General features: G+C 70.1%; 19 protein-coding genes and 1 riboswitch. Of the genes, 11 read left to right on the top strand and 8 right to left on the bottom strand.

Annotation, left to right across the window (positions count from 1 at the left end; translation table 11 throughout):
• Positions 1 to 4: 4 nt before the first annotated feature.
• Entirely contained in the window at positions 5 to 3,568 is a 3,564-nt protein-coding gene (locus FD678_RS02855; protein WP_140719084.1) for a hybrid sensor histidine kinase/response regulator, read from the bottom strand.
• Between the two features lie 97 nt (positions 3,569 to 3,665).
• On the opposite strand from FD678_RS02855, the gene FD678_RS02860 reads away from it, so the two are divergent.
• From FD678_RS02860 to FD678_RS02875, 4 genes are all read left to right on the top strand, one after another.
• On the top strand, positions 3,666 to 4,313 hold the full coding sequence (locus FD678_RS02860) for a YceI family protein (RefSeq protein WP_140719085.1): 648 nt from the start codon (positions 3,666 to 3,668) through the stop codon (positions 4,311 to 4,313).
• The gene (locus tag FD678_RS02865) at positions 4,310 to 4,876 is read left to right on the top strand and encodes a cytochrome b (protein WP_140719086.1); all 567 of its coding nucleotides are present in this window, start codon (positions 4,310 to 4,312) and stop codon (positions 4,874 to 4,876) included. The genes FD678_RS02860 and FD678_RS02865 overlap by 4 nt, the downstream gene beginning before the upstream one ends.
• 11 nt (positions 4,877 to 4,887) lie before the next feature.
• Positions 4,888 to 5,454 (top strand): YceI family protein, encoded by a 567-nt coding sequence (locus tag FD678_RS02870; protein ID WP_140719087.1) that lies wholly within the window; start codon positions 4,888 to 4,890, stop codon positions 5,452 to 5,454.
• Positions 5,455 to 5,571: 117 nt separating this feature from the next.
• The gene (locus tag FD678_RS02875) at positions 5,572 to 6,375 is read left to right on the top strand and encodes an AadA family aminoglycoside 3''-O-nucleotidyltransferase (RefSeq protein ID WP_140719088.1); all 804 of its coding nucleotides are present in this window, start codon (positions 5,572 to 5,574) and stop codon (positions 6,373 to 6,375) included.
• Between the two features lie 17 nt (positions 6,376 to 6,392).
• Here FD678_RS02875 and FD678_RS02880 read toward each other — a convergent pair whose 3' ends face one another.
• Complete coding sequence (locus FD678_RS02880) at positions 6,393 to 6,623, bottom strand: glutaredoxin family protein (RefSeq protein ID WP_140719089.1); 231 nt, start codon at positions 6,621 to 6,623, stop codon at positions 6,393 to 6,395.
• Between the two features lie 90 nt (positions 6,624 to 6,713).
• Here FD678_RS02880 and FD678_RS02885 point away from each other — a divergent pair, with 90 nt between their 5' ends.
• The 3 genes from FD678_RS02885 (at position 6,714) to FD678_RS02895 (ending at position 11,483) form a co-directional block, all read left to right on the top strand.
• Positions 6,714 to 8,096 carry an L-serine ammonia-lyase gene (locus tag FD678_RS02885; RefSeq protein ID WP_140719090.1) on the top strand — a complete coding sequence of 461 codons (1,383 nt, stop codon included), beginning with the start codon at positions 6,714 to 6,716 and terminating at the stop codon, positions 8,094 to 8,096.
• A gap of 85 nt (positions 8,097 to 8,181) precedes the next feature.
• Positions 8,182 to 9,171 (top strand): alpha/beta fold hydrolase, encoded by a 990-nt coding sequence (locus FD678_RS02890; protein WP_140719091.1) that lies wholly within the window; start codon positions 8,182 to 8,184, stop codon positions 9,169 to 9,171.
• A gap of 260 nt (positions 9,172 to 9,431) precedes the next feature.
• Complete coding sequence (locus FD678_RS02895) at positions 9,432 to 11,483, top strand: glycosyl hydrolase family 18 protein (RefSeq protein ID WP_218569456.1); 2,052 nt, start codon at positions 9,432 to 9,434, stop codon at positions 11,481 to 11,483.
• Between the two features lie 85 nt (positions 11,484 to 11,568).
• Here FD678_RS02895 and FD678_RS02900 read toward each other — a convergent pair whose 3' ends face one another.
• The 3 genes from FD678_RS02900 to metX are packed head-to-tail and all read right to left on the bottom strand — an operon-like array spanning position 11,569 to position 14,878.
• Positions 11,569 to 12,645, bottom strand: a complete 1,077-nt coding sequence (locus FD678_RS02900) for a homoserine dehydrogenase (protein WP_140719092.1) — start codon at positions 12,643 to 12,645, stop codon at positions 11,569 to 11,571.
• Positions 12,642 to 13,856 carry an O-succinylhomoserine (thiol)-lyase gene (locus FD678_RS02905; protein ID WP_140719093.1) on the bottom strand — a complete coding sequence of 405 codons (1,215 nt, stop codon included), beginning with the start codon at positions 13,854 to 13,856 and terminating at the stop codon, positions 12,642 to 12,644. Before FD678_RS02905 ends, FD678_RS02900 begins: the two co-directional genes overlap by 4 nt.
• On the bottom strand, positions 13,853 to 14,878 hold the full coding sequence (metX, locus tag FD678_RS02910) for a homoserine O-succinyltransferase MetX (RefSeq protein ID WP_140719094.1): 1,026 nt from the start codon (positions 14,876 to 14,878) through the stop codon (positions 13,853 to 13,855). Before metX ends, FD678_RS02905 begins: the two co-directional genes overlap by 4 nt.
• Before the next feature lie 71 nt (positions 14,879 to 14,949).
• Positions 14,950 to 15,066, bottom strand: a riboswitch (SAM riboswitch).
• A gap of 116 nt (positions 15,067 to 15,182) precedes the next feature.
• On the opposite strand from metX, the gene FD678_RS02915 reads away from it, so the two are divergent.
• The 4 genes from FD678_RS02915 to FD678_RS02930 all read left to right on the top strand — a co-directional run bounded on the left by FD678_RS02915 (position 15,183) and on the right by FD678_RS02930 (position 20,520).
• Positions 15,183 to 16,091 carry a M23 family metallopeptidase gene (locus FD678_RS02915; RefSeq protein WP_218569457.1) on the top strand — a complete coding sequence of 303 codons (909 nt, stop codon included), beginning with the start codon at positions 15,183 to 15,185 and terminating at the stop codon, positions 16,089 to 16,091.
• Between the two features lie 46 nt (positions 16,092 to 16,137).
• Positions 16,138 to 17,742 (top strand): peptide chain release factor 3, encoded by a 1,605-nt coding sequence (locus tag FD678_RS02920; RefSeq protein ID WP_140719095.1) that lies wholly within the window; start codon positions 16,138 to 16,140, stop codon positions 17,740 to 17,742.
• A 129-nt stretch (positions 17,743 to 17,871) separates the two neighbouring features.
• The gene (trhA, locus tag FD678_RS02925; protein WP_140719096.1) at positions 17,872 to 18,516 is read left to right on the top strand and encodes a PAQR family membrane homeostasis protein TrhA; all 645 of its coding nucleotides are present in this window, start codon (positions 17,872 to 17,874) and stop codon (positions 18,514 to 18,516) included.
• Positions 18,517 to 18,570: 54 nt separating this feature from the next.
• Positions 18,571 to 20,520, top strand: a complete 1,950-nt coding sequence (locus tag FD678_RS02930) for an AsmA family protein (protein ID WP_140719097.1) — start codon at positions 18,571 to 18,573, stop codon at positions 20,518 to 20,520.
• Between the two features lie 6 nt (positions 20,521 to 20,526).
• On the opposite strand, the gene FD678_RS02935 is transcribed toward FD678_RS02930, so the two are convergent.
• From FD678_RS02935 to mtgA, 3 genes are read right to left on the bottom strand one after another with little or no spacing between them, the layout of a single operon-like run.
• The gene (locus FD678_RS02935; RefSeq protein WP_140719098.1) at positions 20,527 to 20,958 is read right to left on the bottom strand and encodes a CBS domain-containing protein; all 432 of its coding nucleotides are present in this window, start codon (positions 20,956 to 20,958) and stop codon (positions 20,527 to 20,529) included.
• Positions 20,915 to 21,943, bottom strand: coding sequence for a glycosyltransferase family 2 protein (locus tag FD678_RS02940; RefSeq protein ID WP_140719099.1), 1,029 nt, complete (start codon positions 21,941 to 21,943; stop codon positions 20,915 to 20,917). Before FD678_RS02940 ends, FD678_RS02935 begins: the two co-directional genes overlap by 44 nt.
• On the bottom strand, positions 21,940 to 22,671 hold the full coding sequence (mtgA, locus tag FD678_RS02945) for a monofunctional biosynthetic peptidoglycan transglycosylase (protein WP_140719100.1): 732 nt from the start codon (positions 22,669 to 22,671) through the stop codon (positions 21,940 to 21,942). Before mtgA ends, FD678_RS02940 begins: the two co-directional genes overlap by 4 nt.
• Positions 22,672 to 22,777: the final 106 nt, after the last annotated feature.

Genomic DNA, 22,777 nt, shown 5'->3' on the forward strand with positions numbered 1-22,777 from the left:
CCGTTCACTCATGGCGGTAGCGATCCACCATCGGCGAGCCCGCCCCGTCCAGTATGCCGGCCAACGCCTCCTCCAGCAGGTCGCCGGTCAACGGCTTGCGCAGGAAACCGTCGAAACCGGCGTCCAACGCATCGGGCTCGGCATCGGCATCGGAACGGGCGGTGATCGCCACCAGCGGGAACGCATGGCCCATCGCGCGCAACTGCCGAACCAGCGCCAGGCCATCGAGCCCCGGCAGATCGAGATCGCAGAAACCGGCGTCGAACGCGCCCGACGCCACCTCCGCCAGCGCCGCCAGCCCGTGCACGGCGTGTATCACCTCGTGTCCGCGCGCGCGCAGCAGCCCGCCGATCACCTCAGCGACGGTCGGGTCGTCCTCCACCAGCAACAGCCGCAACGAACGCGCCGGCGAACGGGGCGCCATCCCTGCCGCGGCCGGGGCCGCGCCCGCCGACCAGCGCAGCGGCAATTCCACCTCGAAGCGCGTGCCCTGCCCGAGCGCGCTGTCGACATCGATGCGGCCTCCCATCGCGATCGCCAGTTCGCGGCAGATCGCCAGGCCCAGGCCGCTGCCCCCGTAGCGCGCCGCGGTACGCGCGCCGTCGGCCTGTTCGAAGCGGCGGAACAACCGCTCGCGCTGCTCGACGCCGATGCCGGGGCCGGTATCGCGGATCTCGAACCAGATGCCGCTGCCGACGCCGCCGCCCGGCGGCCGTGCCGCATGCAGCGAGACATGGCCGCGCTCGGTGAACTTGATCGCGTTGACCAGCAGGTTGAGCAGGATCTGCTGCACGCGGTTGCTGTCGCCGTGCAGCGCGCGCGGCAGGTTCGGCTCGCTGCGGAACTCGAAGCGCAGGCCCTTGGCCTCGGCCATCGGCCGCACCAGCGCGCAGACCTGGTCGAGCATTTCCCGCAGGTCGAAGTTGCGCGCGTCCAGCGGCAGCTTGCCGGCCTCGATGCGCGCCAGGTCCAGCGCATCGTTGACCAAGCGCAGCAGGTGCTTGCCGGCCGACTGGATCGAAGCCGCGTAGCCGTGCTGGCGCGCATCCAGCGGTGTGGCCAGCAGCAGTTCCGCCATGCCGAGCACCCCGGTCATCGGCGTGCGCACCTCGTGGCCGAGCGTCGCCAGGAACCGGCTCTTGGCCTCGGAAGCATGCTCGGCCAGCTCGCGCTTGTGCTGTTCCAGCTGGCGCTCGCTGCGCACCCGCACCCGCCGCCGGTACAGCGCCGCCAGCAACACGGCGGACACGGCCACCACCGCCGCCAGCGTCGCCATGCCCCACCCGCTGCGCCACCATGGCGGCGCCACCGAGAAGCGCAGGGTGCGCACCTTCGAGGCATTGCCCGCCGCATCCACGCCCTGCAAGTCCAGCGTGTAGTCGCCAGCCGGCAGCGCGGAGAACTCGCGCATGCCGGTCGTGCCCTGTTCCACCCAACCGGTGTCCAGGCCATGCAGCCAGGAACGATAGCGGTTGGCGGTGGGGTCGCCGAACGAGAGCAGGCGCATGCCCACCTGCAGTTGCCGGTCGTCGGCATGCAGGACGAAACCGTCGCCGGCCAGGTCCACGCGCCGGCCCTCGCGCAGCACGCTGGCTCCCTCCAGCATCATTTCCGGCGTGAACGGCGCCGGGTCCGGCATCGTCGTGTCCAGCAGCACCACGTAGCCGTCGGCGGTGCCGCCGACCAGCACGCCGTCCTGCGCCATCAGCAGGCAGCCATCGATGAACTCCTGGCTGGTGAGCCCGTCGCGCAAGCCGAAGCCGCGCAGGTGCGGCCGGTCCTGCGTGGCATCCACCCGCCACAGCCCGCGCTGGGTCGCCAGCCAGATCCGTCCCGCCGCATCCAGCTGCATGCCCATCGACTCCAGGGCCGGCAGTCCCTGGGCCGGGCCGATCGCGGTCTCGCGCACCCAGCGCGCGCCGTCGCGGCGCCAGCGCTCCAATCCGGCCATGCGATGCAGCCAGACATGCCGTGGATCGTTGAAGGCGAAGCCGTAGACGCGCGCGCCTTCCAGGCCCGGCACCGGCTCGAAGCGCCGCGTCCGCGGCTGCCATGCCGCCACGCCACCGCCGCCGGCCACCCAGATCCCGCCGTCGGGCCCCAGCCCGAGCTGCTCGACGTTGCTCTCGGTCGGCCCATGCCCGCCGGGGATCTCGTCGAGCAGCTTGCCGGTCTCGCCGTCGCGGTGCTGCAGTACGCCGAGCGTGGACACCCAGATGCTGCCGTCCTCGGCCTCCACCACCCAGTCCGGCGCGCCGTACTGGGGGCTGGGATCGGGACCGCTCGGCGGCCACTCCCGGAACGCGCCGGTGCGCAGGTCCAGCCGCGCCAGGCCGCTGTCGAGATTGCCCAGCCACAGGCGGCCGTGCCGGTCCTCGTGCGCGGCGGTCACCTGCATCGAGCGCAGCTTGTCGTGCTGCCAGCCGGTCAGCGTCGCCTCGCCGGTCTGGATGTCGAAGCGCTGCAGCCGTCCCTGCGGATCGATCTGCCACAACCCGCCCGAGTGCGCCGCCGGCATCAGGCTGCAATAGATGCCATCGCCCAGGTCGTGCGGCGGGTGGAAGACCGCGGTGCGCTTCCAGTCCTCGCGCAGGTAGGCCAGGCCGCGGCCGTGGATCGGCACCCACAGCCCGCCATCGCCGCCGCGCAGCAGCGCCTGCACGTTGCGGCCGCTCACCAGCGGCGCCTCGCCGTCGAACACCGGTATCGGCGCCTGCTCGCCGCGCGTGCGCCACAAGCCCTTCTCCGTGCCCAGCCAGAACTCGCCGTCGCCGGCATCCACCACCGACCACAGCAGGTTGCCGCCGGCGAACATCGGCGCCCACGCCGGCGCCCGCCAATGCCCGTCCGCGCCGCGCCGGTAGATGCCCTTGGAGCTGCCTGCCCACAGCATGCCGCCGGTCCACGCCAGCGAATACACGCCGGCTCCGGGATCCGGCAGGTACTCGCGGTGCATGCGCTCCCCGTCGAACCAGGCCAGCCCTTCCGGCGTCCCCACCCAGAGCCGGCCGTCGCCATCCACCGCCAATGCCATCACGTGGCTGCGCGGCAATGGGTCCTCCATCCGGTCCAGGTCGAAGCGGGTGACGTGCCCCTCCGCATCGATGCGATGCACGTCGCCGCCGTAGTTCCCGAACCAGATCTCGCTGCCCCGGCCGGTGAGCACGAACACGTCGTCGTTGCTCATCCGCGGTTGGTTGGCGTGGTTGAACCGGCGGAAACCGGTGCGGGCGGCATCGAGCACGCTGATGCCCGCGCTTTCCGAGCTCACCCAGATCTGGTCCTGCGCGTCGATGTACAGCGTCTGCACCGAATTGCCGGCCAGCGAACGCGGGTCGGCCGGGTCGTGGCGCCAGACCTGGAAGCCGGTACCGTCGTAGCGCGCCAGGCCGTCGCCGGTCGCCAGCCACAGGTAGCCCGCCCGGTCCTGCGCCATCGCGGTGATCGAGCTGGACGGCAGGCCCGAGGTCGCGTCGATCAGGCGGAAGCGCGGCATCTGCGGCACCGCCGCCAGCGCGGGCAGGTGCAGCAGCAGCGCCACCGCCAGCAGGATTTTCAGCGCACGCATGGGCGTTCCTTCACCGTCGAACCCGAGATGCTCGCAACGGATCGTTGCGGGCGCAAGCCGAGCGTGCCCGGCCGGGATATGCCTAGAATCCCGGCCCATGACCCGCTCCCGCCTCCGCCTGCTGCTCGCCCCGGCCCTTGCCCTAGCCGCCTTCGCGGCCGCGGCGGCCCCGGCCCGCTACGAACTGGACCCGGTACACACCCGGGTCCTGTTCGCCATCGACCATGCCGGCTTCTCCAAGGCGCTGGGCACGGTCTCCGGCAGCACCGGCACGCTGGTGTTCGACCCGGACGACTGGGCCGGCGCGCGCCTGGACGTGCGCGTCCCGATCGCCCGGATCGACCTGGGCGATCCCAAGTGGACCCAGTCCGTACTGGCGCGCAGCCTGCTCGACGGCGAGCGCTTTCCCGAGGCGCACTTCGTCTCCACCCGGGTCGAACCGCAGGGCCCCGGCCGGGCCAAGGTGGTCGGCCAGCTGACCCTGCGCGGGGTCACCCGCGAGGCGACCCTGGAGGTCACCCTCAACGCGCTCAAGCGCCACCCGCTGCCGCCGTTCCGCCGCACCGCCGGCTTTTCCGCGACCGCCACGCTGCAACGCAGCGACTTCGGCATCGACGCATGGAAGTCGATGATCGGCGACACGGTGGAACTGCGCATCGAGGCCGAGGCCGTGCGCGAGGGCAAGGCCGACGACGGATCCCCAGCCCCCGACGCCCCCACGCCAACGCCGGAAACCACGCCATGACCTTGAAGAACACCGCCGACCGCTGGGGCGGCGTGAGCCAGCTCCTGCATTGGCTGATCGCCCTGCTGATCCTGCTGCTGGGCATCGTCGGGCTGACCATGGGCGACCTGCCCAAGACGCCGAAGTACTTCTGGGTCTACACCGCGCACAAGTCGCTGGGCATCACCGTGCTGGCGCTGGCCGTCGTGCGCCTGGCATGGCGCCTGTACGCCGGCGCGCCCAGGCCCGAGCCCGGCACGCCCGGCTGGCAGGAACGCATCGCCGCGGCCACGCACGTGCTGCTGTACGTGCTGATCTTCGCCATCCCGCTGTCTGGCTGGCTGTACGACTCGGCCAGCGGACTGCGCCCGTTCCATTGGTTCGGCCTGTTCGAGATGCCCAAGCTCAGCCCGCCCGACGAGCAATTGCGCGCGCTGTCGCACTCCGCGCACGAATGGGGCTTCTGGCTGCTGATCGCCGTGGTGCTCGCCCATGCCGGCGCCGCGTTCTACCACCACCTGTTCCAGCGCGACGCCACCTTGGCGCGCATGCTGCCGCAGGGTTGGCTCCCCCCCAAACAATGAGGACTCCAGCCATGTCGTTCCGCTTCCCCGCTCCTGCCGCCGTGGCCGCCTCGCTGGCCGCGATGCTCGCCACCGCGCCCGCCATCGCCGCCGACTACGTGCAGGCACCGGGGTCGATCCTGGTCTTCGCCACCAAGTACGACGGCGAGGTGTTCACCGGCACCTTTCCCGGCTTCGACACCAAGCTGAGCTTCGACCCGGCCAATCTCGCGGCCAGCAAGCTCGACGTCACCATCCCGCTCGCCGGCGCCAAGAGCGGCAACAGCGACCGCGACTCGACCCTGCAGGGCCCGGACTTCTTCGACGTCGCCAAGTTCGCCACCGCCCACTACCGCGCCGACAAGTTCCGCGCGCTAGGCGGCAACCAGTACGCCGCCGACGGCACCCTGGAGCTGCGCGGCGTGGCCAAGCCGGTGACGCTGACCTTCACCTGGACGCCCGGCGCGCAGCCGGTGCTCTCGGGCAAGGCCACGGTGAACCGCCTCGACTTCGGTGTGGGCGGCGGCGACTGGGCCGACACCAAGACCATCCCGAACGAGACCGCGATCAGCACCAAGGTGATCCTCAAGGCGAAGTGATCGCCATACCGGCATGCGGCTCCACATGCCGTTGCGCGGCGGACTACTCGTCGGGTCCGCCGTTTTTTTGCGCCGCATGCGCCACAATCGGGCATTCCTTTCCAGACACGCATCGGAATGCCCCGGCACCTGCCTGAAGAAATCGCCCAGCAGACCACCCGCGCCTGCGCCACGATCGAGCGCCACCTTGGCAACACCGTGCAGGCCATCCACCTGTTCGGCTCGGCGATGGACGGCGGCCTCAAGCCGCAAAGCGACATCGACCTGCTGGTCACCGCCCGCGTCGCGCCCGACGAATCCGTCCGCCGGGCGCTCCTGCTCGATCTTCTGGCCGTCTCGGCGCCGCCCGGCGATACGTCGTGGCGCCCGCTGGAAGTGACCGTCGTCGCCCATGGCGAGGTGGTGCCCTGGCGCTACCCGGCCCGGCGCGAACTGCAGTTCGGCGAATGGCTCCGGCGGGACCTGCTGGGCGGCACGTTCGAACCGCCCATGCTCGACCACGACCTGGCGATATTGCTGACGAAGGCGAGGCAGCACAGCCTCGCGCTGTTCGGCCCGCCGGCGCAGGCGCTGTTCGACCCGGTCCCCGCACGCGACTTCGCCGGCGCCCTGGCCGATACCGTGGCGCAATGGAATTCCGCCGAGGACTGGCAAGGCGAGGAACGTCACATCATGCTCGCGCTCGCCCGCATCTGGTACAGCGCCTCGACGGGGCGGATCGCCCCCAAGGACAGCGCCGCGGATTGGCTGCTGGAACGCCTGCCCGGCGAGCACCGACCGATCCTGCGCGAGGCCCGCGATGCCTATCGAGGCCTGGTCGTGGGCGACGTGCCCCCCGATCCCGAACGGACCGAGGCCTTCATCCGTTTCGCCAAGGCGAACATCCTGCCGTTGCTCGACCGACCGGACGAAGGGCGCTGATCGACGGCCGGGCGGCCTCATCCGCTCCCGTCGAGCCAACCGCGCAACCGCGCAGCGTCGAACGGCCAGTCCAGTTCGCGTCCGTTCACGTCCGCGAGCACTGGCACGCGCGTGCCGTAGCGCGCCTCCAGGGCCTCGTCGTCGTCGATGAATACGCTGGCGAAATCGCCGGCGCGTGCCTGCGCCAGCACGGCGACGGCGGCGTCGCACAGGTGGCAGTCGTCGCGCTGGTAGAGGATCAACGGCATGGACGGGAGGGCGCGGATGCTGCGGTGCAGGCCATGGCGATGGCGGCGGGCCCGTAGAATATCCGGATTTCTCGTCTTTCCTCCGCAAGCATGGCAGTCAGCACCTTCGACCTGTTCAAGATCGGCATCGGCCCGAGTTCCTCCCATACCGTGGGCCCGATGCGCGCGGCCGAACGCTTCATCCATCGCTGGCTGCTCGATCCGGGCCGGCTCGGGGACGTGGTGCGCGTGCGCGCCGAGGTGTTCGGCTCGCTGGCGCTGACCGGGCGCGGCCACGGCACCGACAAGGCGATCCTGCTCGGGCTGGAAGGCCACCGTCCCAACCTGATCGACCCGGACATCATCCCGGCCACGCTGCAGCGCATCCGCGCCGAAAAGCGCATCAAGCTGATGGGCCAGCACGAGATCGCCTTCGAAGAGAAGCGCGACCTGCTGATGAACAAGCGCCAGAAGCTGCCGTACCACACCAATGGCATGCGCTTCACCGCCTACGGCGCCGGCGACGAAGTGATCGCCACGCGCGACTACTACTCGGTCGGCGGCGGCTTCGTGGTCAACGCCGACGATGCCGCGGACGACCGCATCGTGCCCGACGCCACGCCGCTGCCCTACCCTTTCAACAGCGGCGACGAACTGCTGGCGCAGTGCGCGCGCAGCGGCCTGAGCATCGCCGAGCTGATGTTCGAGAACGAAAAGAGCTGGCGCGGCGAGGACGAGATCCGCGCCGGCCTGCGCGAGATCTGGGAAGCGATGCAGAGCTGCGTGGCACGCGGCATCCGCGAGGAAGGCACGCTGCCGGGCGGGCTGCACGTGGCGCGCCGCGCGCCGGCGCTGTACCGCGAACTGTCCTCCAAGCCGGAGGCGGCGATGCGCGACCCGCTGACCACGCTCGACTGGGTCAACCTGTACGCCCTCGCCGTCAACGAGGAAAACGCCGCCGGCGGACGCGTGGTCACCGCCCCGACCAACGGCGCGGCGGGCATCATCCCGGCGGTGCTGCACTACTTCGACCGGTTCTGCCCGGGCAGCAGCGAGCAGCGCGTGTTCGACTTCCTGCTCACCGCCGCGGCGATCGGCATCCTCTACAAGGAGAACGCCTCGATCTCCGGCGCCGAGGTCGGCTGCCAGGGCGAGGTCGGCGTGGCCTGCTCGATGGCCGCCGCCGGGCTCGCGGCCGCGCTCGGCGGCAACCCCGGGCAGGTCGAGAACGCCGCCGAGATCGGCATGGAACACAACCTCGGCCTGACCTGCGATCCGATCGGCGGGCTGGTGCAGATCCCCTGCATCGAGCGCAACGCGATGGGCGCGGTCAAGGCGATCAACGCCGCGCGCATGGCCATGCGCGGCGACGGCAAGCACAAGGTCTCGCTCGACAAGGTCATCAAGACCATGCGCGACACCGGCCGCGACATGCAGGACAAGTACAAGGAAACCAGCCGCGGCGGGCTGGCGGTGAACGTCATCGAATGCTGAGCGCGACGCCTGGGGAGTGACGGGCGTCGCGGCAGGTTCGCCCGGATCGTTTACATTCGGGCGATCCCCTGTCGCGACGACCGCCATGAAATCCCTGATCCCGGCGCTTGCCCTCGCCGTGGCCTTTTCCGGCCACGCCAGCGAAACCTACGGCCCCCGGCTGGAAGGCTTCGACTACCCGTACCCCGTGCACACCTACGCGTTCCGCTCGCAGGGGCAGGCACTGGAGATGGCCTACCTCGATGTCGCCGCTTCCGGCACGCCGAACGGCCGCACCGTCGTGCTGCTGCACGGCAAGAACTTCTGCGCCGCCACCTGGCAGCACGCCATCGACGCGCTCAGCCGGGCCGGCTACCGCGTGATCGCGCCGGACCAGGTCGGCTTCTGCAAATCCAGCAAGCCCGCCGCCTACCAGTTCTCGTTCGCCCAGCTCGCCGGCAACACCCATGCGCTGCTGGAAAAGCTCGGCATCGACCGCGCCGTGATCGCCGGCCACTCGATGGGCGGCATGCTCGCGATCCGCTACGCGCTGACGTATTCGCAGGCGACCGAACACCTGGTGCTGGTCAACCCGATCGGCCTGGAGGACTGGAAGGCCGCGGGCGTGCCCTGGCAGGACGTGGACGCCTGGTACGCCGGCGAACTCAAGACCGACTACGAGAGCATCAGGCGGTACCAGCTCGCCACCTACTACGCCGGCGAATGGAAGCCGGAGTTCGAGCACTGGGCGCGCATGCAGGCGGGCATGTACGCGGGCCCCGGCAAGCAGGCCGTGGCCTGGAACCAGGCGTTGACTTCCGACATGGTGCTCAACCAGCCGGTGGTCCACGAACTGCCGTTGCTGCGCGTGCCGACCACGCTCTTCATCGGCCAGAAGGACAACACGGCCATCGGCAAGGCCCTGGCACCGCCCGAGGCCAGGGCGAAGCTGGGCGACTATCCTGCGCTCGGCAAGCGCGCCGCCGCCGCGATCCCCGGCGCGAAGCTGGTGGAGTTCCCCGAACTGGGCCACTCGCCGCAGGTGCAGGATCCTGCCCATTTCAACGCCGCGCTGCTCAAGGCCCTGGCCGACTGACCGCCACGTGCCGCTACGTCGCCGCCATGCGGCGGCGCAGCACCCGGCCCTCGCTGTAAACGTTGTCACCGGAAGACCGTCACAGTCTGGCGGCTCGCTGATGACGCTTTGTTGACAACGTTATCATCACCAAGAGAAGGTCTATCCGCCGGCCGCGATGGCCTGGCCCGCTTCGCGATCACCGCAGTTCGTTGCCACAGGGGGAAAACCCGGCGCAACGCCGGGGAAGGGACATCCATCTACCGGACAGGAGATCTATCGTGAACGTGAAACACGCCTTAGCTTGGCTGTTGTGCGGTTGCACCGGCCTGGCCCTGGCTTTCCAGGCCCAGGCTCAGTCCGTTTTCTGTAGTGGCGTATCCGAATGGAACGCCGCCACGATCTACCAGGCCGGCGCGAAGCTGACCTACCAAGGCAAGCTCTACCAGACCACGACGCAGATCTGGAACGTCGCCCCCACCTACTGCACCAGTTGCGGCTGGTACCAGGAGCTCGGCACCTGCGGCACCAGCGGCGGCAACACGCCGCCCACCGTCGCGCTCACCGCGCCCACCGCAGGCACCACTTACAGCGCGGGCGCCACCATCACGCTCTCCGCCGCCGCGAGCGACAGCGACGGCACGATCAGCAAGGTCGAGTTCTTCCGCGGCACCACTTCGCTCGGCAGCGATACCAGCGCGCCCTACAGCGTGACCTGGAGCGGCGCGACGGCGGGCAGCTATTCGCTCACCGCCAAGGCCACCGACAACGCCGGCGCCACCACCACGTCCGGCGCGGTCCCCATCACCGTCAACGCCACCAGCACCGACACCACCGCCCCGAGCGTGCCGACGGGCCTGGTCTCCACCTCGCAGACCAGCGCGAGCATCACCCTGGCCTGGAGCGCCTCCACCGATGCCGGCGGCAGCGGCCTGGCAGGCTACAACGTGTACCGCAACGGCACACTGGTCGGCTCGCCCACCACCCCGTCCTACACCGACTCCGCGCTGCAGCCCGACACCGCGTACACCTACACCGTGCGCGCACGCGACAACGCCGGCAACGTCTCGGCCAACAGCGCGCAGATCAGCGTGCGCACGCAGGCGGGCACTGGCAACGGCGGCAACAAGCGCGTCATCGGCTACTTCACCCAGTGGGGCATCTACGGCCGCAACTACCAGGTGAAGGACATCGAGAGCAGCGGCGCGGCGGGCTACCTGACCCACATCAACTACGCCTTCGGCAATGTGCGCAACAACGTGTGCGAGGTCGGCAAGACGATTCCCTCGAACGAATCCACCGGCGAAGGCGGCGATGCGTTCGCCGACTACACCAAGTCGTTCGCGGCCGGACAGAGCGTGGATGGCGTGGGCGACACCTGGGACCAGCCGCTGCGCGGCAACTGGAACCAGCTCAAGAAGCTCAAGGCCAAGCACCCCGGGCTGAAGGTGCTGATCTCGCTCGGCGGCTGGACCTGGTCGCGCGGCTTCGCCAGCGCGGCGCGCCCGGAGAACCGCCAGGCGTTCGTGGCCTCGTGCATCGACGCCTACATCCGCGGCAACCTGCCGGTGACCGACGGTGCGGGCGGCACGGGAGCGGCGGCGGGCGTGTTCGACGGCATCGACATCGACTGGGAATACCCCGCTGCCTGCGGCCTGGCCTGCGGCACCGCAGAAGAGCGCCAGAACTACACCGCACTGCTGGCCGAGTTCCGCCGCCAGCTCGATGAGGTGCGTCCGGGCCTGCTGCTCACGGTGGCCGTCGGCGCCGGCGTGGACAAGGTGCGCGTGACCGATCCCAACCTGTATGCCGCGTCCGTGGACTACATCAACGTCATGACCTATGACTTCCATGGCACCTGGGATGCCAAGACCAACCACCACTCGGCGCTGTTCAGCTCGCCCAACGATCCGTCCACCGGCGACCAGCGCTACTACAACAGCAACGACGCCATCCAGGCGTTCCTCGACCGCGGCGTGCCGGCGTCCAAGCTCAACCTCGGCATCGGCTTCTACGGCCGCGGCTGGACGGGCGTATCCAGCGCCAACAACGGCCTGTACCAGAACGGCAGCGCGGCGCCGGGCACCTACGAGGCCGGCAACGAGGACTACAAGGTCCTGCGCGGTCGTGCCGGCACCAGCTACATCGATGCGCAGGCGCGTGCGCACTGGAAGTACGACGGCAACACGTTCTGGAGCTACGACAACCCGGCGATGGTCACCGAGAAGATGAACTACGTGAAGGTGCAGGGCCTGGGCGGCGCCTTCTTCTGGGAGTTCAGCGGCGACTACCAGGGCGAGCTGCTGCGCACCATGGGCGAAGGACTGAAGTAAGCCCGCGATGGAAGGTTGGAGGGTGGGCTACGGCCCGCCCTCCCCGCATGCAGCGTTCTCTCCGCACTGCATGCGTTTTCCGCGATCACACCGCGATGCGCAGCACGTCGTCCAGCAACGCCGCGGCCGTCACTTCCGCGCCCGCGCCCGGCCCCTGCACCACCAGCGGCTGCACGTCGTAGCGGTCGCTGTAGATCGCCACCCGGTTGTCGGTCCCGCCACCGCCGCACAGCGGATGCTCCGCCGGCAACTCCTGCAGGCCGACGCTCGCCTGTCCTTGCTCGAACCGGCCGAGGAAACGCAGCCGCGCGCCATTGCGATGCGCCTCGCGGAAGCGCCCGGACAACGGCTCGTCCAACTGGCCAAGCGCCGCATCCAGCTCGGCCAACGGCAACCGCTGCAGCGACGCCGGCACCAACGAGGCCACCTGCACATCGTCGGACTGCAAGGGCATGCCCGCCGCGCGTGCCAGGATCAGCAGTTTGCGGCGCACGTCCTCGCCGGACAGGTCGATGCGCGGGTCGGGTTCCGTATAGCCGGCTTCGCGCGCCTGGCGCACGAAGCCCGAGAACGGCCGCATGCCGTCGTAGTGGTTGAACAGCCACGCCAGCGAGCCGGACAGCACGCCTTCCACGCGATGGATGCGGTCGCCGCCGGCCACCAGCGCGCGCAGGCTGCGCAGCAGCGGCAGGCCGGCGCCGACGGTGGCGGCATCGCCGTAATGCGCGCCGGACTCGGCACGTGCCCGTGCGATCGCCTGCGCCCGCCCCAGCGCCGCGCCGTTGCCGAGCTTGTTGGCGGTGACCACGTGCACGCCGCGCGCGAGCCAGTCCACGTGCCAGCCGGCGACCGCGTCGCTGGCGGTGGCGTCCACCACGATGTCGCCGGCCCGCAGCGCCTCGCCTTCGGCCCAGGGCGGCAAGCCGCCGGCATCGCTGCGCGCGAGCGCATTGCGGGCCTGCAGCAGCGCGCGCTCGGCGCCCTCCGCGCAATGCTGCAAGGCGCGCGAATTGGCCAGCCACAGCAGCGGCGGCAGCGCCAGCCCGCGCGTGCGCAGGCGTTCGTAGCGGGCCACGAAGGCCGTGCCGACCACGCCGGTGCCGAGCAAGCCCAGTCGGGGCCTCGGCGCCGTCGCCGAGGCCAAGCGCACGACCGAGCTCATGCGTCGGCGAGCTTGCGTTTGGACTCCGCCAGCACTGCCGCGGCGCGCGCCAAGCCGGCCTGCAGGTCGGCCACCAGGTCCTCGGCCGCCTCGATGCCCACCGACAGGCGCAGCAAGCCGTCGGAAATGCCCGCCTTGGCGCGTGCTTCCGGCGTCATCGCCGCATGCGTCATCGAGGCCGGGTGCGCGACCAGGCTCTCCACGCCGCCCAGCGACTCGGCCAGCGTGAAGTAGCGCAGGCCATCGACGAACGCGCGCACCGCCGCTTCGCCGCCGTCCAGCTCGAAGGAGATCATCGCGCCGAAGCCTCTCTGCTGGCGCGCCGCCAACGCATGCCCCGGGTGCGAGGCCAGGCCGGGGTAGTACACCTTCGACACCGCGTCGTGGCCGTCGAGCAGCGCCACCACCGCCTGCGCGTTCTCTTGGTGCACGCGCAGGCGCGCATCCAGCGTGCGCAGGCCCCGCAGGGTGAGGAACGCATCGAACGGCGAGCCGGTCAGGCCCAGCGCGTTCGCCCACCAGACCAGCTGCTGGTGCAGCTCGGCATCGCGCGCGACCACCGCGCCGCCGACCACGTCGCTGTGGCCGTTGACGTACTTGGTGGTGGAGTGGACCACCAGGTCGGCGCCGAACTCGATCGGCCGCTGCAGCGCCGGCGACAGGAAGGTGTTGTCCACCACCGCGAGCGCGCCGGCCTTGTGCGCGGCATCGATGACGAAGCGCAGGTCGGTGATGCGCAGCAGCGGATTGGACGGGGTCTCGATCAGCACCAGCTTCGGCGCCTGCGCCAGCGCCTCGCCCAGCGACACCGGGTTGGTCAGGTCGGCGGTGATCAGCTCGAAATGGCCCTTCTTGGCCAGCGCGTTGAACAGGCGCCAGCTGCCGCCGTACGCGTCGTGCGGCACCACCAGCTTGTCGCCCGGCTGCAGCAGGGCGTTGAGCACCAGGTTGATCGCGCCCATGCCGGTGGAGGTGACCACGCCGCCGGCGCCGCCCTCCAGCTGCGCCAGCGCCTCGCCGAGCAGGTCGCGGGTCGGGTTGCCGCTGCGCGTGTAGTCGTACTCGCGCTTGTTGCCGAAGCCGTCGAACGAGAAGTTCGACGACAGCACGATCGGCGGGGTCACCGCGCCGTAGGCGGCATCGCGATCGATGCCGGCGCGCACCGCGCCGGTGGCCGGGCTACAGGGAAGGTCGGTGTCGTGGAAGCTCATGCGGTTTCTCCGGTAGCGCGAAAGGCGGTGGCGAGGATCGCGTCGATGCGATCGGTTTCCTTCAGGAAGGCGTCGTGGCCGTAGGGCGAACGCAGCACGCGCAGGCTGCCGCGCGGGCCCAGGCCTTCGACCAGGGCGACCATGTCCGACAGCGGCACCAGCCGGTCGCCCTCGACCGCGACCGCGATGGTCGGCACGGCGACCGCGGCGGGATCGATGCGGTGCAGGTCGATGGATTCGGACAGGCGCAGGTAGGCGTTGACCTGGGTACGGGCGACGTACTGCGCGCCGGCCGCGTCGAGGTAGTCCTCGGCGGCCACGCGCACGCGGCCGTTGATCACTTCCGGCGCCGCGTCGAAGCGCTCGCCGAACTCCTCGGGGGTGCGATAGCTGAGCATCGCGAACTGGCGCGCCAGCGACAGCCCATGGCTCTCGGCGCATTGCAGCTGGCCCAGCGCGACCGCGCGGCGCTGCAGCGCGCGCCAGGCCGCCGCGTACGGGTGCGCGCGATGCGCGCCGCTGACCGCGACCAGCTTCCGAACCCGCGGCGCATGCCGGATCGCGAACTGCAGGCCGACCAGCGCGCCATAGGAATAGCCGACATAGCCCTGCAAGCGCTCGATGCCGAGCGCGTCGAGCAGCGCGGCGATCGCATCGGCCTGGTCGGCGGTGTCGATCGGCGCATCGAGCGTCCCGTCGGCACCGAGGAAATCGAAGGCCAGGACCCGGCACCGCGCCGGCGCCAGCGTACGCCCGGCGTCCAGCAATCCTTCCGCCCAGCCCTTCTCCGGGAACAGCGCATTCGATGCGACATGGCGATGCGCCGAGATGCCGCCGGCCACGAACACCACCGGCGCGTCGGCCGCGCCGACCAGTTCGTAGCGCAGCACGACATTGCGCAGGCCGGCATGGCGCATCGGCAACGCCACCACCACCTCGCCGCGCACGGCGATGCGCCCCTCGTCGTCGGCGACGGGCGTGTAGGCATAGGCGTTGCGGGAAACGGCTTGGGCGAGGCTCATGGCGGGATTCCGGGGGAAAACGGCCATCGAGCTTCGCGGAGCTCGCGTTCGACCTGCGGAAGGCAAGGTTCGAACCATCTTTCGGCGGACGCGGGGTCCCCGCAGGATTTGGCACCGAACACGCGGCTTGCGCCGCGCTGGTTGCCCCGGCATCAAAGGGCCTGTCCCTCCGCCGGTCTCGATGGTGCGGCTACGATGCCACCGCCCCCCGAGCATGTCAATCGCTTTATTCGGATGAAGCGATACGATTTCAACGGTTACGATCGCCCGCGATAATCCGCCCCCCATTCAGCCATCCGCGCCCGTGCCCCAGCGCTCCCTCCGCCTCTGCTGCGCCGCCCTGCTCGCGTGCATCCCCGCGCTGGCGATGGCCCAGCGCCTGCTGGATTGGCGCCACCGAGAAACGCCCGCCCCCGCTGCATCCGCCCCGGCCGCCGCGCCGCCGCGCTGGCTGCAGATCGAGGACGAAGGCGGCATCCAGCGGGCCTGGATCGGCAACCCATTGGCCGGGCCCGTCCAGGTCCGCCTGGTGGGCGATGCCGGCGGCGGGCCCAGGGCCGTACCGGCCTTGCCGGTGACGTTGGAACTGGAGGCGGGAGAGCGCCGGCTCGCCGCGCGGCTCTATCCGTCGGCTCCCGGCAAGATGCCGCCCCTGCGGCTGGACATCGACGCCGTTCCCGGCTCGCCGCGAGGCCGCGCGGACGACGTCGTCTACCGCCTGCCGTTCTCCGGCGTCCCGGTCCATGTCGGCCAAGGCTTCGGCGGCGCGTTCAGCCATCGCGACCCCGCCAACTTCCACGCGCTGGACTTCGCCCTGCCGGAAGGCACGCCGGTACTCGCGGCCCGCGAGGGTGTCGTGATGGAGATACGCGGCGACTTCCGCGAGGGCGGGCGCGACCCGGCACGGTTCGGAACGCAGGCCAACCTCGTCCGCGTCCTGCATGCCGACGGCAGCATGGCCCTCTACGCGCATCTCGCCCCCGGCGGTACCGAGGTCCGGCCCGGCCAGCGCGTGCGCGCCGGCGACCGGCTCGGGCTGTCCGGCAACACCGGCCTGAGCACCGGCCCGCACCTGCATTTTGCCGTACAACTCAACCGCGGAATGCGGCTGGTGTCGGTGCCCTTCCGGATGGCCGGCCCCTTGGGCGAGCTGCGCTTCGCGCGGCCTGCCGTCTCCGCGCCCGCGCCGGCCGCGCCAGGAAGCCCGCTATAATCCCGGGCTTCCCTTTCCGCTCCAGCGCCCGGCCGGGCGCGTTTCCATGTCCGAAGTCGCCACCGAAGCCGCGCGCCGCCGCACCTTCGCCATCATTTCCCACCCCGACGCCGGCAAGACCACGCTGACCGAGAAGCTGTTGCTGTTCGGAGGCGCGATCCAGATGGCCGGCTCGGTCAAGGGGCGCAAGGCCGCGCGCCACGCCACTTCCGACTGGATGGCGCTGGAAAAGGAGCGCGGCATCTCGGTCACCTCGTCGGTGATGCAGTTCCCGTACGAAGGCAAGATCGTCAACCTGCTCGACACCCCCGGCCACGCCGACTTCGGCGAGGACACCTACCGCGTGCTCACCGCGGTGGACTCGGCGCTGATGGTCATCGACGTGGCCAAGGGCGTGGAGGAGCGCACCATCAAGCTGATGGAGGTGTGCCGCCTGCGCGACACGCCGATCATGACCTTCATCAACAAGCTCGACCGCGAGGGCAAGGACCCTATCGAGCTGTTGGACGAAGTGGAAAGCGTGCTCGGCATCCAGTGCGCCCCGGTGACCTGGCCGATCGGCATGGGCCAGCGCCTGAAGGGCGTGGTCCACCTGGTCACCGGCGAGGTGCACCTGTACGAGCCGGGCCGCAACTTCACCCGCCAGGACTCGACGATCTTCCCGTCGCTGGACGCCCCCGGCCTGGCCGAGAAGATCGGCGAAGAGATGCTCGCCCACCTGCGCGACGAACTGGAACTGGTGCAGGGCGCCAGCCATCCGTTCGACAAGCAGGCCTACCTGGACGGCAAGCAGACCCCGGTGTTCTTCGGCTCGGGCGTGAACAACTTCGGCGTGCAGCCGCTGCTGGACTTCTTCGTCGAGCACGCGCCCTCGCCGCAGCCGCGCGCCACCACCGGCCGCGGGGTGCAGCCCACCGAGGAGAAGCTGACCGGCTTCGTCTTCAAGATCCAGGCCAACATGGACCCGCAGCATCGCGACCGCGTCGCGTTCATGCGCGTGTGCTCAGGCAGGTTCTCCGCCGGCATGAAGGCCTTCCACGTGCGCAGCGGCAAGGAAGTGAAGCTCGCCAACGCGCTGACCTTCATGGCCTCCGACCGCGAGATCGCCGCCGAGGCCTACCCGGGCGACGTGATCGGCATCCACAACCACGGCACGATCTCGATCGGCGACACCTTCACCGAGGGCGAGCAGCTCGGCTTCACCGGCATCCCCAACTTCGCCCCGGAGCTGTTCCGCCGCGCGCGCCTGCGCGACCCGCTCAAGCTCAAGCAGCTGCAGAAGGGCCTGGCGCAGCTGTCGGAGGAAGGCGCCACCCAGTTCTTCCGCCCCCTGATGAGCAACGACCTGATCCTCGGCGCGGTCGGCGTGCTGCAGTTCGACGTGGTCGCCTACCGCCTGAAGGACGAGTACGGCGTGGACGCCACCTTCGAGCCGGTCGCGGTCACCACCGCGCGCTGGATCGAGTGCGCCGATGCCAGGAAGCTGGAAGAGTTCCGCGAGAAGAACGCCCTGAACCTGGCCATCGACGCCGCCGGGGAGCTGGTCTATCTCGCGCCGACCCGGGTCAACCTGCAGCTCGCCCAGGAACGCGCGCCCGGCGTCAAGTTCCATGCCACCCGCGAGCACGCCCACAGCGTGGCGGTCGATTGATCGGCCGCCGCAACTAGGCCTCTCCCCGCCGGCATGGGCCGGACGCGGCCTGCCTACGCGGGCAGGCGGGGCGAGGTGCTTGCGATGCCCAGCAATGCGAATGTCTCGCAATTAGGGTAACGTGCGGCCATGAACGCCGATGCCTCGCCCTCCACCGATTTCCGCGACGAACTGGCCAGCGCGCTCACCCACGGCCTGGGCGCCATCGCCGCCCTGGCCGGCGGCGCGGTCCTGATCACCCTGGCGGCGATCTATGGCGACGGATGGCAGCTGGGCACCTCGATCGTATTCAGCGCCACCCTGCTCCTGCTCTACGTGGCCTCCACGCTCTACCACGCGATCCCGCATCCCGGCGCCAAGGCGCGGCTGCAGGTGTTCGACCACTGCTGCATCTATCTGCTGATCGCCGGCACCTACACCCCGTTCACGTTGATCGGCCTGCGCGGGCCATGGGGTTGGGGCCTGTTCGCGGCGATCTGGTCGCTGGCCATCGCCGGCGTGGTGTTCAAGCTCTTCTACACCGGCCGCTTCCGCCTGCTCTCGACCCTGATCTACATCGCGATGGGCTGGCTGGTGGTGGTGGCGCTCAAGCCGCTGCTGCAGGCGCTGGACGGTTTCACGCTGGGCTGGCTGCTCGCCGGCGGCCTGTTCTACACGCTGGGCACCTGGTTCTACCAGCGCGATTCGATCCGCTATTTCCACGCCATCTGGCACCTGTTCGTGCTCGCAGGCAGCGTCTGCCACTTCGTTGCGGTGACTTCACAAGTGCTGTGACGCCGCCGCCGGGGTTTCGCGCCCCCTGCACGCACGGCTGAGAACCATGGGCGCATGAACGATGCGCCCGCCCCGGATTCTCCCAGGCGCCCATCGCGCCGCCGCCCGATCCTCCTCGCCGTACTCGCGGCGCTGGCGATCCTCCTAGCCCTGCTGGTCGCGCTGTGGGACTGGAACTGGTTCCGCGGCCCGGTCGAACGCATGGTCCAAGCGCGGACCGGACGCGAGTTCCGGATAGGACGGCTCGACGTCGATCTTGGCCGCGTCGCCACGATCCGCGGCGACGACCTCACCCTCGCCAATGCCGCCTGGTCGCGGCAACCGCTGATGGCCCGCGCCAAGCGCGCCGAGATCGACCTTCGCCCCTGGCCCCTGCTCCGGGGCGAAGTGCGGATTCCGGAAATACGCCTGGACCGTCCCGAGGTGTGGCTGGAAGCCGGCAATGGCGACCACACGGGCAACTGGGTCTTCGGGCAGGGCGCCGGCGGCGGCCGGTTGCCGGCCATGGGACGGCTGCGGGTAGAGCAAGGCCGCCTGCGTTTCGTCGATGCGGCCAGCCGCACCGACATCGACGTCGACATCCACAGCCTGCCGGCCGCAGGCCGCGATCCCGCCGCGCCGATCGCGGTGGCCGGCCAAGGACGCTGGCGGGGCAATCCGTTCGCGCTGGAAGGCAGCACCGCCTCGCCGCTGGAACTGAGCCAGACCGACCATCCGTTCCGAATCGACCTGCGCGGCAACGCGGGCCCGACCCGCGCGCACGTGCGCGGCACGCTGACCAACCCGTTCCAGTTCCGCGTATTCGACCTGCAGATGACCCTGGACGGCCAGGACATGCAGGACCTGTATCCGCTGATCGGCGTGGCGATCCCCCCGACGCCGCCGTACCACCTGGAAGGCCGTCTCAAGCGCGACAACGAGACTTGGCGCTACGAGGGCTTCAGCGGGCGCGCCGGCGACAGCGACCTGTCCGGCACCGCACGGATCGACACCGGCGGCGAGCGCCCCCTTCTCACCGCCGAACTGGTTTCGCGGCGCCTGGATTTCGACGACCTCGCGGGATTCATCGGCGCACCGCCCAGGACCGATGCCGGCGAGGCCGCCAATCCCGAACAGAGGCGGCTGGCCGCCGAGCGCGCCGCCAAGCCGCGCGTCCTGCCGGATACGCCCTACAACCTGTCGAAGCTGCGCGCGATGGACGCGAAGGTGCATTGGAAAGCCCACCGCATCGATGCGCCGTCGCTGCCGCTGGACGACATGGACGTCCGCCTCACCCTCGAGAACGGGCTGCTCGAACTCGATCCGCTGGACTTCGGCGTGGCCGGCGGCGACATCCGCGCGAACGTCCGCATGGATGCGCGGCGCGCGGCCATCACCACCCAGCTGCGGGCCAGCCTGCGCAAGCTGCAGTTCGGCCGGCTCTTCCCGGACGCGAAACTGGCCCGGGAAGCTTCCGGGGCCATCGGCGGCGAAATCGACCTCACCGGCGACGGCAACTCGATCGCGGCGATGCTCGGCTCGTCCGACGGCAACGTCGCCATCGGGATGGGGCGCGGCCGCGTCAGCAACCTGGTCATGGAACTGGCGGGCCTGGACGTCGCCGAAACCCTCAAGTACCTGCTCGGCAAGGACCGCAGCATCCCGCTGCGCTGCGCCTTCGCCGACTTCGGCGTGCGCGACGGGCGGATGCGATCACGCGCGTTCGCCTTCGACACCACCGACACGATCATCCTCGGCGAAGGCACCGTCGACCTGAAGGACGAATCCCTCGACCTACTGCTGCGGCCGCGCCCCAAGGACCGCAGCATCCTCGCCTTCCGCTCGCCGCTGCGCATCGGCGGCACGTTCAAGGATCCCTCGTTCCGGCCCGACGCCAAGGCGCTCGGCGCACGCGGCGTGATCGCGCTCACCTTGGGCAGCATCGCCCCGCCGGCGGCGCTGCTGGCCACGATCGAGGCCGGCCCGGGCAAGGACAGCGACTGCGGCGGCCGCTACGCCCGATGAGCCGGGTCAACCGGCGATATAGCGCTGCAGTTGGTCGATGTCGCGCCGCTGCTCCTCGATCACGGCCTTGACCAGGTCGCCGATCGACACCACGCCGACCACGCGCCCGTCCTCCGTCACCGGCAGGTGGCGGATGCGGCGCTCGGTCATGATCTGCATGCAGCGCTCGACGCTTTCCGCCGGCGCCACCGTCACCACCTGTGCGGTCATGATCTCGCCGACCTGCGTCGTGGCCGAGGAGCGGTCGCGCAGCACCACCTTGCGGGCGTAGTCGCGCTCGGACAGGATCCCGACCAATCGCTCGCCCTGCATCACCAGCACCGCCCCGATGCTCTTCTCCGCCATCAGGCGGATCGCGTCGATGACCGCGGCATCGCTCCCTACCGCAAAGACCTCAGGCGTCTTCTTCGCCTTCAACAATTGCCGAACGGTTTGCATGGCCTGCTCCATCGCTGGACTGGTGCCCGGAGGATACCTCCGCCGCCCCGGCCCGGATGTCGACGAAGTACAACGGCCGGTGCTTGGCCTCGTCGTAGAGCCGCCCCAGGTATTCGCCGATCATGCCCAGGGCCACCAGTTGCACGCCGCCCAGGAACAGGATCACCGCCATCATCGTCGGCCAGCCCGCGACCGGATCGCCGAACAGCGCCGCCTTCGCCACCACCCAGACGGCGAACGCCAGCGCGAACGCGGCCGTCAGCAACCCCAGGTAGGTCGCGGCGCGCAGCGGCGCCGTGGAGAAGCTGGTGATGCCCTCGAGCGCGAAGTTCCACAGCTTCCACAACGTGAACTTGCTGCGCCCCGACAGCCTCGGCTCGCGCCGGTAGGGCACCGACACCTGCCGGAACCCCACCCAGCCGAACAATCCCTTCATGAACCGGTTGTGCTCGCGCAACTGCCGCAGTGCGGCCAAGGCCCGCGGCGAAAGCAAGCGGAAATCGCCCGTATCCGCCGGAATCGGCGTATGCGACAGCCGGCCGATCACGCGATAGAACGCCGCCGCGGCGATCCGCCTCGGCCAGCCCTCGCCGTCGCGATAGACGCGCGTGCCGAACACGTTGTCGTAGCCGGCGCGCCAATGCTCGACGAACTGGGGGATCAGCTCCGGCGGGTCCTGCCCGTCCGCGTCCAGCAGGACCACGGCCCCGTCCTCGACGTGGTCGAGGCCGGCCGTGATCGCCGCCTCCTTGCCGAAGTTGCGCGACAGGCGGATCGCACCGACGCCGGGATCGGTCCGGACCAGTTCTTCCAGCACGTCCCAGGTCCGGTCCGTGCTGCCGTCGTCGACGTACAGCACCCGGGGCCGCAGCTCCGGCATCGCGTCGAGCACCTTGCGCAGCCGGGGATGCAACAGCGGGAGCGAAGCCGCTTCGTTGTAGGCGGCGATCACCACCGTCAGGCGTGTTGCCGGCGCGGGGCTCATCTCGCCTCCAGGTAGGCAGGCCCGCCCAGCTGCGCCGCCTGGCGCTGGATCCAGGCGGCGCGGCGCGACACGTAGGGACCTGGATTGCGCGCGTCGTAGCGGCGCGGCGCCGGCAGCACCGCGGCCAGCCGCGCCGATTGCGCCGGCGTCAACCGATCGGCATCCGTGCCCCAGAACGTCTTCGCGGCCGCCTGCGCCCCGTAGATGCCGTCGCCGAACTCGGCGAAGTTCGCGTACATCTCGATGATGCGCCGCTTGGGCCACAGCAGCTCGATCAGCACCGTATACCAGGCCTCCAATCCCTTCCGCACCCAGCTCCGGCCCTGCCACAGGAACAGGTTCTTCGACACCTGCTGGCTGATCGTACTGGCGCCGCGCAGGCGGCCGCCGCGCGCATTGTGGTCGCGCGCCTTCTCGATCGCCTGCAGGTCGAATCCATCGTGCAGCGGAAAGCGCTGGTCCTCGGCCGCCACCAGCGAGATCGGCAGGCTCCGCGACATCCGGTCCAGGTCGCGCCATTCATGGCGCAGCCGGAACTCCCAGTCGCCGCTGCCCCAGGCCTCGACGCAGCGCCATACCATCACCGCGCTCGCCGGCGGATCGACGAAACGCAGCACCGCCACTTGCAGGAAGCTGGCCGCGGCGAACAACAGCGGCAAGGCCAACAGCCAGCGCCCCCAGCGACGACGGCGATGCCCCGTCTTGTACTCCTGCGGCTCCGCCCCCATCGTTGCGCTATCCCCTTTGTCTGTTATGAGTCCCTCGCAAGAGCACGGCACACCCGCGTGCCGGTGTCTTGGGTGTGAATCCCTCACAAAAGCGCGGCACATCCCT

This window comes from Pseudomonas sp. Hp2 (assembly GCF_006386585.1).
GTDB classification, from domain to species: Bacteria; Pseudomonadota; Gammaproteobacteria; order Xanthomonadales; family Xanthomonadaceae; genus Pseudomonas_S; species Pseudomonas_S boreopolis.